The organism is Thalassolituus sp. UBA2009 (assembly GCF_002335285.1).
Classification (GTDB): Bacteria; Pseudomonadota; Gammaproteobacteria; order Pseudomonadales; family Oceanobacteraceae; genus Venatoribacter; species Venatoribacter alkanivorans.
Map to the genome: position 1 here is coordinate 1 of NZ_DDCJ01000157.1, position 13,965 is coordinate 13,965.

At 55.0% G+C, this 13,965-nt stretch carries 16 protein-coding genes; 10 read left to right on the plus strand and 6 right to left on the minus strand.

What is annotated here, in order from left to right:
- Window positions 1-19: 19 nt before the first annotated feature.
- Together B3P58_RS19360 and hemN are read right to left on the minus strand one after the other, a co-directional pair.
- Window positions 20-607 (minus strand): TlpA family protein disulfide reductase, encoded by a 588-nt coding sequence (locus B3P58_RS19360; protein ID WP_286719878.1) that lies wholly within the window; start codon window positions 605-607, stop codon window positions 20-22.
- The gene (hemN, locus tag B3P58_RS19365) at window positions 576-1,955 is read right to left on the minus strand and encodes an oxygen-independent coproporphyrinogen III oxidase (RefSeq protein WP_145469376.1); all 1,380 of its coding nucleotides are present in this window, start codon (window positions 1,953-1,955) and stop codon (window positions 576-578) included. The genes B3P58_RS19360 and hemN overlap by 32 nt, the downstream gene beginning before the upstream one ends.
- Window positions 1,956-2,179: 224 nt before the next feature.
- On the opposite strand from hemN, the gene B3P58_RS19370 reads away from it, so the two are divergent.
- Window positions 2,180-2,842, plus strand: a complete 663-nt coding sequence (locus B3P58_RS19370; RefSeq protein WP_145469377.1) for a TetR/AcrR family transcriptional regulator — start codon at window positions 2,180-2,182, stop codon at window positions 2,840-2,842.
- 70 nt (window positions 2,843-2,912) lie between these two features.
- On the opposite strand, the gene B3P58_RS19375 is transcribed toward B3P58_RS19370, so the two are convergent.
- Both B3P58_RS19375 and B3P58_RS19380 read right to left on the minus strand, forming a co-directional pair.
- Complete coding sequence (locus B3P58_RS19375) at window positions 2,913-3,200, minus strand: EscU/YscU/HrcU family type III secretion system export apparatus switch protein (RefSeq protein WP_225691685.1); 288 nt, start codon at window positions 3,198-3,200, stop codon at window positions 2,913-2,915.
- Between the two features lie 10 nt (window positions 3,201-3,210).
- The gene (locus B3P58_RS19380) at window positions 3,211-5,115 is read right to left on the minus strand and encodes a flagellar hook-length control protein FliK (RefSeq protein WP_286719883.1); all 1,905 of its coding nucleotides are present in this window, start codon (window positions 5,113-5,115) and stop codon (window positions 3,211-3,213) included.
- A gap of 201 nt (window positions 5,116-5,316) precedes the next feature.
- On the opposite strand from B3P58_RS19380, the gene ccmA reads away from it, so the two are divergent.
- From ccmA to ccmI, 9 genes are read left to right on the plus strand one after another with little or no spacing between them, the layout of a single operon-like run.
- A complete protein-coding gene (ccmA, locus tag B3P58_RS19385) occupies window positions 5,317-5,964 on the plus strand; it encodes a cytochrome c biogenesis heme-transporting ATPase CcmA (RefSeq protein WP_145469380.1) in 648 nt (215 codons plus the stop codon).
- Window positions 5,961-6,629, plus strand: coding sequence for a heme exporter protein CcmB (gene ccmB / locus B3P58_RS19390; RefSeq protein WP_145469381.1), 669 nt, complete (start codon window positions 5,961-5,963; stop codon window positions 6,627-6,629). The genes ccmA and ccmB overlap by 4 nt, the downstream gene beginning before the upstream one ends.
- Window positions 6,630-6,634: 5 nt before the next feature.
- The gene (locus B3P58_RS19395; RefSeq protein WP_145469382.1) at window positions 6,635-7,381 is read left to right on the plus strand and encodes a heme ABC transporter permease; all 747 of its coding nucleotides are present in this window, start codon (window positions 6,635-6,637) and stop codon (window positions 7,379-7,381) included.
- Window positions 7,381-7,569, plus strand: coding sequence for a heme exporter protein CcmD (gene ccmD / locus B3P58_RS19400; protein ID WP_145469383.1), 189 nt, complete (start codon window positions 7,381-7,383; stop codon window positions 7,567-7,569). Before B3P58_RS19395 ends, ccmD begins: the two co-directional genes overlap by 1 nt.
- Complete coding sequence (ccmE, locus tag B3P58_RS19405; protein ID WP_145469384.1) at window positions 7,553-8,014, plus strand: cytochrome c maturation protein CcmE; 462 nt, start codon at window positions 7,553-7,555, stop codon at window positions 8,012-8,014. Before ccmD ends, ccmE begins: the two co-directional genes overlap by 17 nt.
- A gap of 19 nt (window positions 8,015-8,033) precedes the next feature.
- Window positions 8,034-10,010, plus strand: a complete 1,977-nt coding sequence (locus B3P58_RS19410) for a heme lyase CcmF/NrfE family subunit (protein WP_414716591.1) — start codon at window positions 8,034-8,036, stop codon at window positions 10,008-10,010.
- Window positions 10,007-10,522 (plus strand): DsbE family thiol:disulfide interchange protein, encoded by a 516-nt coding sequence (locus tag B3P58_RS19415; protein ID WP_145469385.1) that lies wholly within the window; start codon window positions 10,007-10,009, stop codon window positions 10,520-10,522. Before B3P58_RS19410 ends, B3P58_RS19415 begins: the two co-directional genes overlap by 4 nt.
- Window positions 10,519-10,980 (plus strand): cytochrome c-type biogenesis protein, encoded by a 462-nt coding sequence (locus B3P58_RS19420; protein ID WP_145469386.1) that lies wholly within the window; start codon window positions 10,519-10,521, stop codon window positions 10,978-10,980. The genes B3P58_RS19415 and B3P58_RS19420 overlap by 4 nt, the downstream gene beginning before the upstream one ends.
- The gene (ccmI, locus tag B3P58_RS19425) at window positions 10,977-12,194 is read left to right on the plus strand and encodes a c-type cytochrome biogenesis protein CcmI (RefSeq protein WP_286719892.1); all 1,218 of its coding nucleotides are present in this window, start codon (window positions 10,977-10,979) and stop codon (window positions 12,192-12,194) included. The genes B3P58_RS19420 and ccmI overlap by 4 nt, the downstream gene beginning before the upstream one ends.
- Window positions 12,195-12,282: 88 nt before the next feature.
- Here ccmI and B3P58_RS19430 read toward each other — a convergent pair whose 3' ends face one another.
- Window positions 12,283-13,272: a hypothetical protein gene (locus B3P58_RS19430; protein WP_286719895.1), complete on the minus strand. Its 990-nt coding sequence runs from the start codon at window positions 13,270-13,272 to the stop codon at window positions 12,283-12,285.
- A 132-nt stretch (window positions 13,273-13,404) separates the two neighbouring features.
- Window positions 13,405-13,965 (minus strand): DUF2804 domain-containing protein (locus tag B3P58_RS19435; RefSeq protein ID WP_286719897.1); only part of this gene is annotated, 561 nt, incomplete at its 5' end.

A 13,965-nucleotide genomic window follows, 5' to 3' on the forward strand; every position in this document is an offset into this window, starting at 1 on the left:
GCTCTGAATCGTTATCTGTTTATAGCTGAGTACGCAGCCACAGCCCGGGAGGTGTACTCAGTCCTCTGTCCTGATGCAGAATTTCCCCGTTGTTGTCCATCACGTAATAGCTCGGGTAACCCTGTACCTGATACTGCTCGGCGGTGCTCTTGTTACCCAGCAGAACTTCGCCTGTGAAGCCTACCGAATGAATAAAAGTTTCAACTTCCTGCCGGGTTTCCCAGTCCAGCGCAACCGCCACAACACGCAGATCTTCATTAGCCAACAGATTGAGTCCGGGCATGCTGACGCGGCAGATACTGCACCAGGGCGCAAAAAAATACACCAGTGTACGCGGATGGGCTGCAGGCCAGTTCAGATCTCCGGACGTCAGATAACTGCCGGGGTTCTGGCTGCTATTGGCAGCGTCTGGCTGATTACCTTGCAATACGGGGAGTTGCAGTGAGGGGGCATAACTGCCGGCATCCAGCATATGGCGGCTGAGCCAGTGGCTCAGGGCGCTGAACAGTAAAACAAACAGAAGGAGTTCGGCCGCGCGGCGCAGCCACTTGCTGCGCGCGCTGCGGGGAGAGGATTCAGATGGCTTTGGAGAATCGTTGCTGCTCATGTTGTTGCAGATAGGTATCAAATGCCATGCAGGCATTACGTACCAATAAGCGTCCTTTGTCGGTGATGCGGATGGCATGCTGATCGATGATTACCAGGCCATCATTCACCATCGGTGCTAACTCATCAAGGCTGCTTTGCAAATGTTGACGACTGTCGATGGCAAACATCTGATCGAGTGCGGCAAATTCGCATTTCAGATGACAGAGCAGTTCGGCAATCACGGTGCGCCGCAGCTTGTCTTCGGCGCTGGCAATCAACAATTTCATCGTCGGCAGGCGGTCATCATTCAGCGCATGCTCCCAGGTTGCCTGAGTTACCTGATTCTGCAGGTAGTAATCGCCAATCTGGCTGATGGACGACACGCCAAAGCCTATCAGATCGCAATCACCGTGGGTGGTGTAGCCCTGAAAGTTACGGTGCAGTTTCCCTGCCGCCTGAGCGCGGGCCAATTCATCATCGGGTTTTGCAAAATGGTCCATACCGACGTAGTGGTAATCAGCAGCAGAGAGTTTAGTGATGCAATGACCCAGAATGGCCAGTTTTTCATCGGCGCCCGGCAGATCGTCGGCACAGATACGGCGCTGTGGCTTAAAGCGCTCCGGCAGGTGGGCATAGTTAAAAACCGATAAGCGGTCGGGAGACATATCAATAATGCTGTCCAGAGTGCGGTCGAAGCTTTCCAGAGTCTGGAAGGGCAGACCGTAGATCAGATCCATATTAATAGAACGGAAACCCAGTGCGCGGGCATCGTTCATAACGGCGCGGATCATGGATTCCGGCTGAATACGGTTAACCGCTTCCTGCACCTTGTGCTCCAGATCCTGCACGCCAAAGCTCAGGCGGTTAAAGCCCAGTGAACGCAGTACTTTCAGAGTGTTTGGGCGCAGCTCGCGCGGGTCGATTTCAATAGAGTAATCGGCGCTGTCGGCGTTGCTGAAGCTAAAGTTCTGACGCAGGAACTGCACCAGATCAACCAGCTCGTCATCACTGAGAAACGTCGGCGTACCGCCGCCCAGATGCAGCTGTTCAACTACGGCTTTCTTATCCAGCAGGGCACGTTTCAGCAGAATTTCTTTCTTCAGTTGCTCCAGATAGGGGGCGGCACGCCCGGTATCTTTGGTCACAATTTTATTACAGCCACAGTAGTAACAGACGTGGCGGCAGAACGGGACGTGAATATAGAGCGACAGTGGCTTGCCGGAATCACGTTGACTGAATGCTGCCCGTTCACCCAGATCGTCGGTTGCCGGGCGGAACTCAACGGCAGTCGGGTAGGAGGTGTAACGCGGACCGGGTTTGTTGTAACGCTGGATCAGCAGAGGGTCCCACAGGAGTTGTTCAGTCATGGTGTCGTCACAGGTAACAGAAATCAGCCGTCATTGTAGAGCGTAGGGCTCGCCGGGCCTTGCGCCATATCAAGATGCCAGTCGTGACGTTTAATTGACATTTATTCAACTTTTTACGACTTTGGCCGCTAACAGTCTTGATTTTGCAAAAGATCAGACGTTTTATAGTTAAATTCGATATATAACGACATCTGCAGAAGCAGAGACTTGAAAGGGGTGGGGACATGCCAAAGAAGCCGTTTACAGCGGAAGAGATTGCGGCACAGCGTGAGCGAATTATGGACAGTGCCTCCAGCGTGATGGCCGAAGTTGGCTTTCATCATCTGTCCATGCGCAAGCTGGCGTCGCAGCTGGGAATGACTGCGAGCAATATTTACAACTACTTCCCGAATAAAGAATCTTTATTTATTCATACCCGCCGTCGTGGGTTTGATCTGGCGTTTGCTGATATCAACGAGCAGATGTCGAGCAGTAACAGTCCCACCGATTCTCTCTATGCATTTGCCGGACAGCTGATTGCCTTTGCCCAGCGCTTTCCCGGTTATTACCAGCTGATGTTTCAGCCACCACTGCTCAGTCTGGATGAAACTGAAGCTGTTGATCAGGATATTCAGCTGCAGGTCGGACGTCTGGTTGAAGAATGGCAACGACATCTTTTATCGCTGCTCAGTGATGCTGTGCCATCGCTGGCGGAGCGCAGCGAAGCTGCGCAACAGCAACTGGCGTTGTTCTTCGTTGCTTCTATTCACGGTCTGATTGATTCCTACCGCTACCGCGCATTGCCAATGTTGCTGGCTGGGGTGGATCTGATCCCGGATGAAGTGGTGCAGGCACATATCAGCTGGTTATTGTCGACGCTGGAACGTCAGGCCGAACGTATCGTCTGAGCCGTCTGATGCTTAAATAAAAAAACGCCGGTTTAACCGGCGTTTTTTTATGCTCTTTTGCTGCGGGGCATTAAGGCTTTTGTCCCGGAGTCTTACCTTCCAGCGCATACACAAAGGCCAGAATCTCGGCAATCACCTGATACAGCTGCTGCGGGATTTCATCCCCCAGATCGAGCTGTCCGAGCCAGCGCATGAGTGAGGCATTTTCGTAAACCGGCACCTGATGCTGCAGTGCCAGCTGAATAATGGCCTGAGCCAGCTCATCCTGTCCTTTGGCACTGACTTTGGGGGCGCTGACACCGTCATAACTCAGGGCAATAGCTTCGCTGGCATCCAGCAGGGATTGTGGAATGCTCATATTCGTCTCCTCAGCTGTGCACATCCACCAGACTTTGTCTGATGCTGTTGCGGCTGGTTTCCGGCAGCCGGCCGTGGCGGGCACGTAACTCGCTGACGTCGACTCCCATCTGTTGCAGGCGACTGCGTAACGGCTGCAGGCTGCGTTGCAGTTGCGCCAGTGTGTCCTGCTGTTCTGACCAGAAGGTCGCGGCCAGCTGCGGCAGGGTCATGTCCAGCACCACGTCCAGCGGCCCCAGTTGCTGCAGTTCGAAATGCAGTTTCAGACGCCAGCGTATGACTTTTTTCTGTTCGTTGTCGCTGCTGCTGGTTTCTTCTTTCTGCAGTTGCAGGCGGATTTCTCTGGGCTGCTGATCATCACGGAAATACAGCGGAATACTGAGGCTGTTGTCGCCGCCATTCTGCAGACGCTGGGCCTGATCCACTTCGAGTTGGGCCAGGGTGCTGTGCAGCAGGCGAAAGCCTTCCGGCAGGTTGTCACGCAGACCGGCTGGCAATGACAATGGCAGCTCCCGCGGTGCCGAGGCCTGCCCATCTCTGCCACGGTGTTGGGCAATGACCTGCAACCAGGCAAGCAGCGCTTTGCCCATCGCGGCTTTAGTGTCGCTGTGCAGAAGGTGCTCAATCTGTTGCAGCAGGCTGTTGCTGATTGCAGGAGCGGGCGTTTCTGTTGCTGTTTCAAGTCGCTCGCGCGTCGTCTGCAGGGCTGCTGTTAAGGCATCTGCTGGACTGACCGGTGCAGCTCCGGAAGTGGTATTTGAAGTATTGCCTGCAACCTGTAATGCCGTTTTGAGTGTTTGCAGATGTTCCGCCGCTTGTGCCATTCCGGCTTTGGCCCAGAGGGTACGGAACAGCGAGCCGCTGTCAGAGGTTACTGCAGAGTCAGGTGTCGCTGCGCCAGAAATACCTGAGCCAGAAATACCCGGAGCTGGCTGTGTGTGCGCGCTTTGCAGCAGGGTCATTACTTTGTTTTCGTACATAAGGCCACTGTTCAGCACACTTTCACGCAGGGCTGCGGGCTGTTGCAACTGCGGTATTTGCGGCAGGTGGTTCAGCCACTGCTGCAGCGGCAGACGCACGCTGGCTGGCAGCTCGGGCTGCTGTAACAGTTGCTGCAAAGCCGGGGCGGAGCCCGATAAGAGCCGCGCATTATGCGTTGCCGTTCCCACCTGAGCTGTAGTGGAAGCTGCCTGTTCAGAGCCAGATGGCGTGGTGACCGTACCGGGCAATCCGGCTGCTGAGCCTGTGAGTGGTGCAGTATTGTTGCCCGCTTGTGCTCTGGCCGGGTTGGTATAGATACCGGCTGAATTTACTCCGGCTGGCAGCATGCTGCTGAGCGACGCAGAGGTTGTGGCTGTTGTATTCAGCAAGGGCAGGCGGCTGGCCAGAAACTGGCTGATCAGAGCTGGCAGAGGCGCAGCCGGTTGTCCTGTCTGCTGTCCTGCCGGTTGTCCTGGCTGCGAGACACCGGGGTTGTTGCCTGTGGCAGCAGTTGTTGGCGATACAGGTATCTGTGCCGCGGTTTTGTCGTTGCTTTTCAGACTCGCCAGCAACGCGTCGGCGGCCAGTTTCAGAGTGCTGGCTGAGGTTTCTGCTAACGGGCTGGTCTGCGGCGGGAGTTTTATATCCGTTATGCCCAGGCGCATCTGGCCGTCTGCATTCTGGCTCAATTGCAGGGTTAACCGGGTATTGCGTGGCAGTGGGTACTGACTGCTGACCTGCAGGGTTTGAGGTTTGCCGGCGCTGTCCTGGCCTTCGAGGGTCAGACGGTAACCTTCATCAGTAGCGATGCTGCTGATCACCCGGGCATTAAAATTCTGCGTGGCAGACTGGCGCGCGGCTTCTGAGCTTGTCCCGGCAGTGCCTGTCGCAGCTGTGCTGCTTTGCTGAATGTTGCCGGATGCCGGGGTGTCCACAGCCTTGCCGGCCTCCGTCTGAACCTTATTCAGAGCGGCCGCCTTCAGGGTCGCGGATGAGATAAGAGGGACGGATTCGGGTTGCATAATGTTGATATCGGCCAAGGTTTACGCATCTTTACCCATCTTAGTTCGGCGGCTTCCGTCCTGACAGAGGGATTTTGTATATAATGCCGCGGATTTTTTCGAATAAGGTTCATCATGACCGCCACGTCAGGCTCCACCATTATCGACTTGCAGGCCCGGCAGTTGCTGTGTGAACGCGACGACCGGGTGTTGTTTGAGCAGCTGGATGTAGCGGTTGGCAACGGTGATCTGCTGCAACTGGCGGGGCCGAACGGCGCCGGTAAAACCACGCTGCTGCGTTTGCTGGCCGGACTGAACCGCGATTATGAAGGCGAACTGCTGTGGTGCGGAGAGCCTCTGACCGATGATTTTTCTGCTTATGCTTCACAGCGTTTATATCAGGGCCATCTGGCGGCGGTGAAAAAAGCGCTGACGCCGCTGGAAAACCTGCGCTGGCTGGTCAGCAGCTGGAACGTCAGTGACGATCAGCTGTGGGCGGCACTGGATGAGGTTGAGCTGGGCGGTTATGAAGAAACCACCTGTCAGCAGCTGTCAGCCGGCCAACAGCGCCGCGTGGCTTTGGCACGTTTATGTGTGGCGCCAACCCCGTTGTGGATTCTCGATGAACCCTTTACCGCACTCGATAAAGCCGGCGTGCGCTGGCTGGAAGGTCGCCTGCAGCGTCAGGTTGAAAGTGGCGGCGCGGTGATTATTACCAGCCACCACGCACTGGAGAATATTGCCAGTCTGCGACAGCTGGAACTGGGGAGTGCCCGCGCATGAGTCTGGTAACCGCAACCATTAAGCGTGACCTGTTACTGGCAGCGCGCAATCCCGGTGAATGGCTGAACCCGCTGATGTTTTTCTTAATGGTCGCAGCACTGTTTCCGCTGGCCGTTGATCCGGACCCTAAGTTTTTAAGCAAGATTGCCGGTGGCGTGATCTGGGTGGCCGCGTTGCTGGCAACCCTGTTGTCGCTGGATGCTCTGTATAAAGCCGATGTGGAAGATGGCTCGCTGGAGCAGTGGCTGGCGTCGGGAGAATCGCTGTATGCGATGTCGCTGGGCAAGGCGCTGGTGCACTGGTGTATCAGTGGTCTGCCGTTAACCCTGATGGCGCCGGTGCTGGGGCTGATGCTGGCGCTGCCGGATGATGCTTTCTGGGCGTTGATTCTGAGCCTGGCGGTGGGAACTCCGGTACTCAGTCTGCTTGGCGCGGTCGGCGCGGCGTTAACGGCGGGTGTGCGCAGCGGTGGCTTGTTGCTCAGCCTGCTGATTCTGCCGCTGTATATTCCGGTTCTGATTTTTGCTGCCAGTGCGGTGTACCATGCGGGCATTGGTATGGCCTGGAACGGCCAGATTGGTTTTCTCGGCGCCATGCTGGCGCTGGCGTTATGTCTGACGCCCTTTGCTTCGGCGGCGGCGTTAAAACTCAACTTATCGCGGTAGTTGTTATGTGGCAGTGGCTTAAACAGCTGTATCACCGTCTGGGATCACCCAAATGGTTTTATGAAATTACCACCGGCTGGATTCCCTGGCTGGCCGTTCTGTCGGTGATCGGCACGGTGGTCGGACTGGTTCTGGGGTTGCTGTATGCGCCCGCGGATTATCTGCAGGGCAACAGCTTCCGCATTATTTATATCCACGTACCGGCGGCCATTCTGGCGCAGAGTGCCTTTATGATGATGGCCGTGGCCGGTGCGGTGTATCTGATCTGGCGGATGAAAATGGCGGCCTGGGTGGCGAAGGTGATTGCGCCGATCGGTGCCAGCTTTTGTCTGATTGCGTTGCTGACCGGGGCCATCTGGGGCAAACCAACCTGGGGTACCTGGTGGGTTTGGGATGCGCGTTTAACCTCGATGCTGTTGCTGCTGTTTTTGTATTTCGGCGTGATGGCGCTGCAGCAGGCGATGGAGTCTGAAGACAGTTCTTACCGTGCCGGCGCCATTCTGTCGCTGGTCGGACTGGTGAATATTCCGATTATCAAATATTCAGTGGAGTGGTGGAACACCCTGCATCAGCCGGCCACGCTGAAGCTGACGGAGAAGCCCAGCATGCATCCGGACATGCTGATACCGCTGCTGATCATGATTGTTACCACCTATGTGTTCTTCGCTCTGCTGGTCATTCTGCGTACGCGCAATGAAATTTTATGGCACGAACGTAAGCGCAGCTGGGTCAAACAGATTCTGGAGTCCTGATGGAATTCAACAGTGTTAGCGAATTTCTGGCCATGGGTCACCACGGCCTGTACGTCTGGCTGTCTTATGGTCTGACCGCCGTGATTATTGCTTTAAATGTGGCTCAGCCGTTGCTGCGTCGTCGTCGTTTACTGAAAGAGCAGGCCCAGCGTCTGCGCCGGGAGAAAAAGCATGCACCCCAAGCGTAAAAAACGTCTGACTCTGATTCTGTTTATGGTGCTCGGTGTGAGTACTGCCGTTGGCCTGCTGATGTATTCGCTCAGCCAGAATATCAATCTGTTTATGACGCCGACCCAGATCGCCAGTGGTGAAGCGCCGGTTGGCCGTACTATCCGCGCTGGTGGTCTGGTCGAACCGGGCAGTGTCGTGCGCGATGACAGTGGCCTGGGTGTGCGCTTTGTGGTCAGCGACGGTATGTCGGAAGTAACCATTGCCTACGAAGGTATCCTGCCGGATCTGTTCCGCGAAGGGCAGGGGATTGTGGCGATGGGCAAACTGGGTGAGGACGGTGTGTTCGTCGCCTCGGAAGTACTGGCCAAACACGATGAAAACTATATGCCGCCGGAAGTGAAGGATGCGCTGGAAAAAGCGCACCAGAACGGTAAGCAGGCCTTAGAAGAAGCGAGATACTGACATGGGAAATCTGTCCGGAATGCTGCCTGAGTTTGGCCAGCTGGCACTGATTTTTGCGCTGCTGGTGGCTGCGATTCAGGGGGTGGTACCGCTGGTCGGTGTGCGCCGTGGTCAGGGCTGGCTGATGGCTTATGCCCGCCCGCTGGCCAGTGCACAGGCGTTATTTCTGATCATCAGTCTGGTGATTCTGGCTTACTGCTTTGTGGTGGATGACTTTTCGGTGGCTTATGTCGCCAAAAACTCCAACACCGCTTTACCAACTGCGTTCAAGATCAGTGCTGTCTGGGGCGCTCACGAAGGCTCGCTGTTGCTGTGGGTAACCATGCTGGGTTGCTGGGGGCTGGCGGTTGCCTGGTTCAGTAAATCGCTGCCGCTGGATATGGTGGCGCGGGTGCTGTCGATTATGGGGATGGTGTCGGTGGGCTTTATCCTGTTCACTCTGGAAACCTCCAATCCCTTTGAACGTAACCTGCCGAGCATGCCGCAGGAAGGCGCTGACCTGAATCCGCTGCTGCAGGATTTTGGTCTGATCGTGCACCCGCCAACGCTGTATATGGGCTACGTCGGTCTGTCGGTTGCCTTTGCTTTTGCTCTGGCGGCGTTGCTGGGTGGGCGTCTGGATGCCGCCTGGGCACGCTGGTCACGTCCGTGGACCATGGCCGCCTGGATCTTCCTGACCCTGGGTATTGCTCTGGGCAGCTGGTGGGCCTATTACGAGCTTGGCTGGGGCGGCTGGTGGTTCTGGGACCCGGTTGAGAATGCTTCATTAATGCCGTGGCTGGTGGCCACTGCGTTGCTGCACTCGCTGGCGGTGACTGAAAAACGCGGCCTGTTTAAAAGCTGGACGGTGTTGCTCGCTATCTTTGCTTTTTCCCTGAGTTTGTTGGGTACCTTCCTGGTGCGCTCCGGTGTGCTGACCTCGGTACATGCCTTTGCCTCTGACCCTGAGCGCGGGGTGTTTATTCTGGCGCTGCTGGGTATCTGTGTGGGTGGCTCCTTATTGCTGTATGCCATTAAAGCGCCGACCGTGGCGTCGGTGGGCCGTTATAGCTGGGTGTCGCGTGAAAGCTTCCTGCTGCTTAATAACCTGCTGTTGCTGGTGGCGGCCTTTGCCATTCTGCTGGGCACCCTGTATCCGCTGATTATCGACTTTATGGGCATGGGCAAGCTGTCGGTGGGTGCGTCCTGGTTCAACTTTATGTTTGTACCTATCAGCGTCGTGCTGGGGCTGGTGATTGCGCTGGGTGCTATGGCGCGCTGGAAAGCCGATGACCTTAAGCGTCTGGGCTCTGAAACCGTGGCGGCGATGGTTGCCGCTGTGCTGCTCGGTTTTGCCGTCCCACTGCTGGCTGACGGCACAATGAACTGGAAAGTGCTGCTGGGTATGGGCGTCAGTTTCTGGTTGATTGGCGCCACGCTGGTGGATGTCTGGAAAAAAGCCCGTGGCCGTTTAAGCCGTATTCCGCAGCTGGGCCTGAGCTATCAGGGCATGGTGCTGGCGCATATCGGCGTGGCGATTACCATTATCGGCGTCACCATGGTGGCGAATTACAGCACTGAGGTATCGGTACGGATGGCCAAAGGCGATTCGGAAATGCTTGGTGATTACCGCTTTGAATTTGTCGATGCCGGCCATGTGGAAGGACCGAACTACGTGTCTGATGCCATTCGTTTCCGTGTCTATGACGGCGAGCGTGAGATTGCTCTGCTGCAGCCGGAGAAACGCCGTTACAACGCCAGCGGTTCGATCATGACCGAAGCGGCGATTGATGTATCGTTGTTCCGCGATGTGTATGTCTCCATGGGTGAACCTCTGGCCGATGGTGCCTGGGGTATGCGTCTGCAGGTAAAACCTTTTATGCGCTGGGTATGGCTGGGGGCGATCTTTATGTCGGTGGGCGGCTTGCTGGCCATGCTGGATAAGCGTTACCGCCAGCGTAAAAATGCACCACAGAATAATGCTCAGGCAAACACTGCACAGGAGGTGACCGCATGAACCGCGCGTTCCTTTTTATTCCACTGGTCGGTTTTATTGCCATGGGCATTCTGTTCTGGATCGGTCTGGGTCAGGAGGATAAAACCTCGCTGCCGTCACCATTAATCGGTAAGCCGTTTCCGACCTTTATTCTGAATACCGTTGAGTCCGGCGAAAGCACCAATCATTTACCGCAGGAGCCGGTGTTGGTGAATGTTTGGGCAACCTGGTGCCCAACCTGTAAAGCCGAGCATGCTTTTTTAAATGAGCTGGCCAAAGAAGGCGTTAAAATCGTCGGCATTAATTACAAAGACGATGATTTTAAAGCCCGTCAGTGGCTGCAGGCATACGGCAATCCTTATCTGTTTAATATCGCCGATCCTGATGGCAAGTTAGGTCTGGAACTCGGCGTTTATGGCGCGCCGGAAACCTTTCTGGTCGACAGCAAAGGGATTATCCGCGCTAAGCATATCGGCGATCTGAATCCTGCGGTCTGGGACAAACTGCAGCCGCAATTTGAGGCGATGCAATGAAGCAAATTTTCCTGTTTCTCTGCCTGTTGCTGCCACTGTCAGCGCTGGCAACGGTCGATGGTTATAAATATCCCTTTGACGATCCTGACGATGCCGCGCGCTTTGAGCAGCTGGCACAGGATTTACGTTGCCCGAAATGTCAGAACCAGAATCTGGCGGACTCCAATGCCCCGGTCGCGGTTGATCTGCGCGATAAAGTGTACGAGCTGATGCAGGAAGGTCAGAGCGACGAAGAAATTGTCGGCTATCTGGTCGACCGTTATGGCGATTTTGTGCGTTATAACCCGCCATTCCGCGCAGAAACCTTTTTGCTGTGGTTTGGCCCGGCGCTGGTTTTCGTATTTGGTTTGTTATTACTGGTGCTGATCCGTCGCGGTCAGAAACAACCAGCAGCACCGTTAAGTGCAGAAGAGCAGGCACGTCTGCAGGCATTAAAAAATAAGGCGAAATCTTCATGATCTGGGCACTGTTATTACTGAGTCTGTTACTGCTGATGTTTTTGCTGGTGCCGGTCTGGCACCGGGAAAAAGCTGATGACCGTTATCAGAGTGAAGAAAATCTGCGTCTGTATCAGGAACGCACCGATGAGCTGGCGGCCAGTGATCTGGATGAGGAACAAAAGCAGGCACTGCAGCTGGAGCTGGATCGTGAATTTCTGGCGTCCAGCGGTAATGCCGGTCTTCAGGCAGTAGCATCTCCTGCACGTTATCGCTGGCCGGTTGCTCTGGCGTTGCTGCTGTTTTCTGTGGCCGGAACCGTCTTGCTGTATCAGCAGTGGGGGGCCGCGAATGAACTGCGCGCCACTGAGTTGCTGGAAAAAGTCAGTCAGGTTGAACTGACGCAGCCGGAACGCAGTGAATTAATTGAGCGCCTTGCCGCTGCCGGACAAAAGCAACCGGGCAATATCGAGTGGAATTACCTGCGCGGCCGTTTGCTGAATGCCAATGGCGATTTTGCTCAGGCCGCAGAAGTCTTTGCCGATATTCTGGTTGCCTTGCCGGAAGAGGCAACCGCTGACCGTGCGGCGACCATGACACTCCTGGCTCAGGCACGCTTCTTTGCCGCTGATCAGAAAGCGGATAATGGCATGTACCAGCTGTTAAAAGACGCACTGGCGCTGACTCCGGGTAATCGTCAGGCGTTAGGTATGGCCGGTATGCTCGCCTTCGAATTAAAAGATTATCAGGGCGCCGTTAATTACTGGCGTCAGCTGTGGCTGGGCATGGGCGATTCCCCGGAAGCGCAAATGCTGGCACAGGGTATTTTACGTGCGGTTGAACACGTGCGTGAGCAGGGTGGTGAGGTGGATTTAAGCTGGATGAAACGCAGCGAAATTAAAGTGCTGGTCGACCTTTCTGCTGAAGCTAAGGCCGCAGTTGATCCGGCGGATACTGTGTTTGTTCTGGCCCGTGCTGTCAGTGGCCCGCCAATGCCATTAGCCGTACAGAAGCTGACGGTCGCTCAGTTACCGCAGGTGATTACCCTGAGTGACGCACAGGCGATGGCGCCGGGTATGAACCTCAGCAGTCATGAGCAGGTGACTCTGGTGGCGCGGATTTCCAAATCGGGCCAGCCAATGCCACAAAGTGGTGACTGGCAGGCGGAGCAGTCACCCGTCAGTAATCATGAAGAAAATCTGATTAAACTGACCATCAGTGACTTGCTGCCTTAGTATTCAGCAGTGCCCGGCATTCAGCGACAGGCATAAATAAAAAAAACCGGGCACTGCCCGGTTTTTTTAGCGCGAATATTTCCGTTTTTCAGAAATTCCAGAACACGCTGCCGGTCAGAGCGTAGGCATAAAAGGAGTTATCCGGCAGTTCTACGGTTTGTGCTGAATTCAGCTTTTCTTTAATGCCATCACGCCAGCTGCCGTTGGCATCCAGCATAACCATCGCACCGACTTCCGGACGGAATTGGTAGCCAATACCGGCGGTTAAACGCAGATCAATGCCACCGCCAAAATTGCGGGTAAGCGCTTTGTTATTTCCGCTGTTCAGTACGTTTTCATACAGATTTAACCCTAACTGAGCACCGGCAATATAACGCAGCCCCAGTGACTGGTTCATAAAGTAGCTGTCGTATTCATAGCCGCCGGTCAGGCTGAAAGAGCTGGCATCTTCGAATACAACCTCCAGGGTATCTTCTGGTTTATAGCGGGTTGCCGCAAAGTATTCGGCTTCGGTGGTAATAATATTACCCGCAGAATTTTTAAAGGAGCCGTTACTGATACCTGTCTGAATCGGATTAAACAACGCCGGAGTATTGCGGATATAGTCTTCGATAGAATCGGCAAAGCTTTCGGTCTGATCCGTGCTTTCCCAGCCGAAGCGGGAAAAGCTGATTTTCTGATAATGAATACCCAGCAGCCAGTAACCACCATTGCCCATATGGTAGGCCATGGTGGTATCCAGAGCCTGATAGTTCATTGCTGCTACATCTTCCTGCACCGGGCCGGAAAAGCCACTGGCGTCCCACTTTTCTGTTTCTTCCTGAGCAATCAGCGTTGAGGCTGTCTTAATAAAGAAGCCGAAATGTTCGTCAATGGCGGTATAGCCGCCGGAGCGCTGAACAAAATTGGTGGCAGAGAAACTTGAATCGACCTTTGAACCGCCAAAGTTATCGAGGTGCTCCGAGTAATTCACATTCTCAAAGCCGGCAGCAAAGAAGCTGTAGGACGTATTGGAAAATTCGGCCTGTGCCAGAGGAGCGGCGAGGCAAAGTGCAAGGGTGAGGCGGTTGGATTTCATAGCGGCATCCTGCAGTCATTTGTCAGAATGACTATACAAAAGCCGTCAGATTTTCGCTATTGGCGTGTTTGATCATTCGCGTGGCCGGATAATATTGGCCCGCGAATGAACATCGGCTTCCGCAACCGTCTTTTACCAGCGGGCGTAGTGGTCTTCGACCAGACCCCAGGCGCCTTCGAGGTGAATGCTTTCATCCGGCAGATGAATCTCGCCATGATACTGGCCAAAGTACTGATTAAAGTTGGACGCCATAATCAGCGCATTGGTTTTTTCCTGACGCCGGCCTTTAGGCTCAAAGTGCAGATCAATGCTGCCATCGGCGGAGCGCAGCGCCCAGGAATGATCCGGGTGATAGCGGTCAAAACGGAAATCCACCATATCCACTTTAATCATCTTGCCGTCTAACCAGATGGCATTTTCGCTGAAGCCGGTTTCGTTTACTCCGGCAGCGAGGTTAAAGCCCAGACGACGGCCATCGCTCAGCCGGCATGACAGGCTGCCCCAGTTCCAGAAGGTTTCGTGGCGCATAAAACCGCCGGTCCAGTCGACGCCAGCCAGCGCGCCAATGGCCTGCAGATCGTATTTTTTCCCGTGCCAGTCGACTACTCCATTACAGACCTGAGCGGTGCTTTTCTGGGTAAATACCCAGCCCTGGTAACCGGCGCGGGTACAGATAGCGAGCGGGTTATAGGA

Excerpts from the sequence above, each read along its gene's own strand:
- B3P58_RS19360 (WP_286719878.1), bottom strand. The coding sequence starts at position 607 with ATGAGCAGCAACGATTCTCCAAAGCCATCTGAATCCTCTCCCCGCAGC.
- hemN (WP_145469376.1), bottom strand. The coding sequence starts at position 1,955 with ATGACTGAACAACTCCTGTGGGACCCTCTGCTGATCCAGCGTTACAAC.
- B3P58_RS19370 (WP_145469377.1), top strand. The coding sequence starts at position 2,180 with ATGCCAAAGAAGCCGTTTACAGCGGAAGAGATTGCGGCACAGCGTGAG.
- B3P58_RS19375 (WP_225691685.1), bottom strand. The coding sequence starts at position 3,200 with ATGAGCATTCCACAATCCCTGCTGGATGCCAGCGAAGCTATTGCCCTG.
- ccmA (WP_145469380.1), top strand. The coding sequence starts at position 5,317 with ATGACCGCCACGTCAGGCTCCACCATTATCGACTTGCAGGCCCGGCAG.
- ccmB (WP_145469381.1), top strand. The coding sequence starts at position 5,961 with ATGAGTCTGGTAACCGCAACCATTAAGCGTGACCTGTTACTGGCAGCG.
- B3P58_RS19395 (WP_145469382.1), top strand. The coding sequence starts at position 6,635 with ATGTGGCAGTGGCTTAAACAGCTGTATCACCGTCTGGGATCACCCAAA.
- ccmD (WP_145469383.1), top strand. The coding sequence starts at position 7,381 with ATGGAATTCAACAGTGTTAGCGAATTTCTGGCCATGGGTCACCACGGC.
- ccmE (WP_145469384.1), top strand. The coding sequence starts at position 7,553 with ATGCACCCCAAGCGTAAAAAACGTCTGACTCTGATTCTGTTTATGGTG.
- B3P58_RS19410 (WP_414716591.1), top strand. The coding sequence starts at position 8,034 with ATGCTGCCTGAGTTTGGCCAGCTGGCACTGATTTTTGCGCTGCTGGTG.
- B3P58_RS19415 (WP_145469385.1), top strand. The coding sequence starts at position 10,007 with ATGAACCGCGCGTTCCTTTTTATTCCACTGGTCGGTTTTATTGCCATG.
- B3P58_RS19420 (WP_145469386.1), top strand. The coding sequence starts at position 10,519 with ATGAAGCAAATTTTCCTGTTTCTCTGCCTGTTGCTGCCACTGTCAGCG.
- ccmI (WP_286719892.1), top strand. The coding sequence starts at position 10,977 with ATGATCTGGGCACTGTTATTACTGAGTCTGTTACTGCTGATGTTTTTG.
- B3P58_RS19430 (WP_286719895.1), bottom strand. The coding sequence starts at position 13,272 with ATGAAATCCAACCGCCTCACCCTTGCACTTTGCCTCGCCGCTCCTCTG.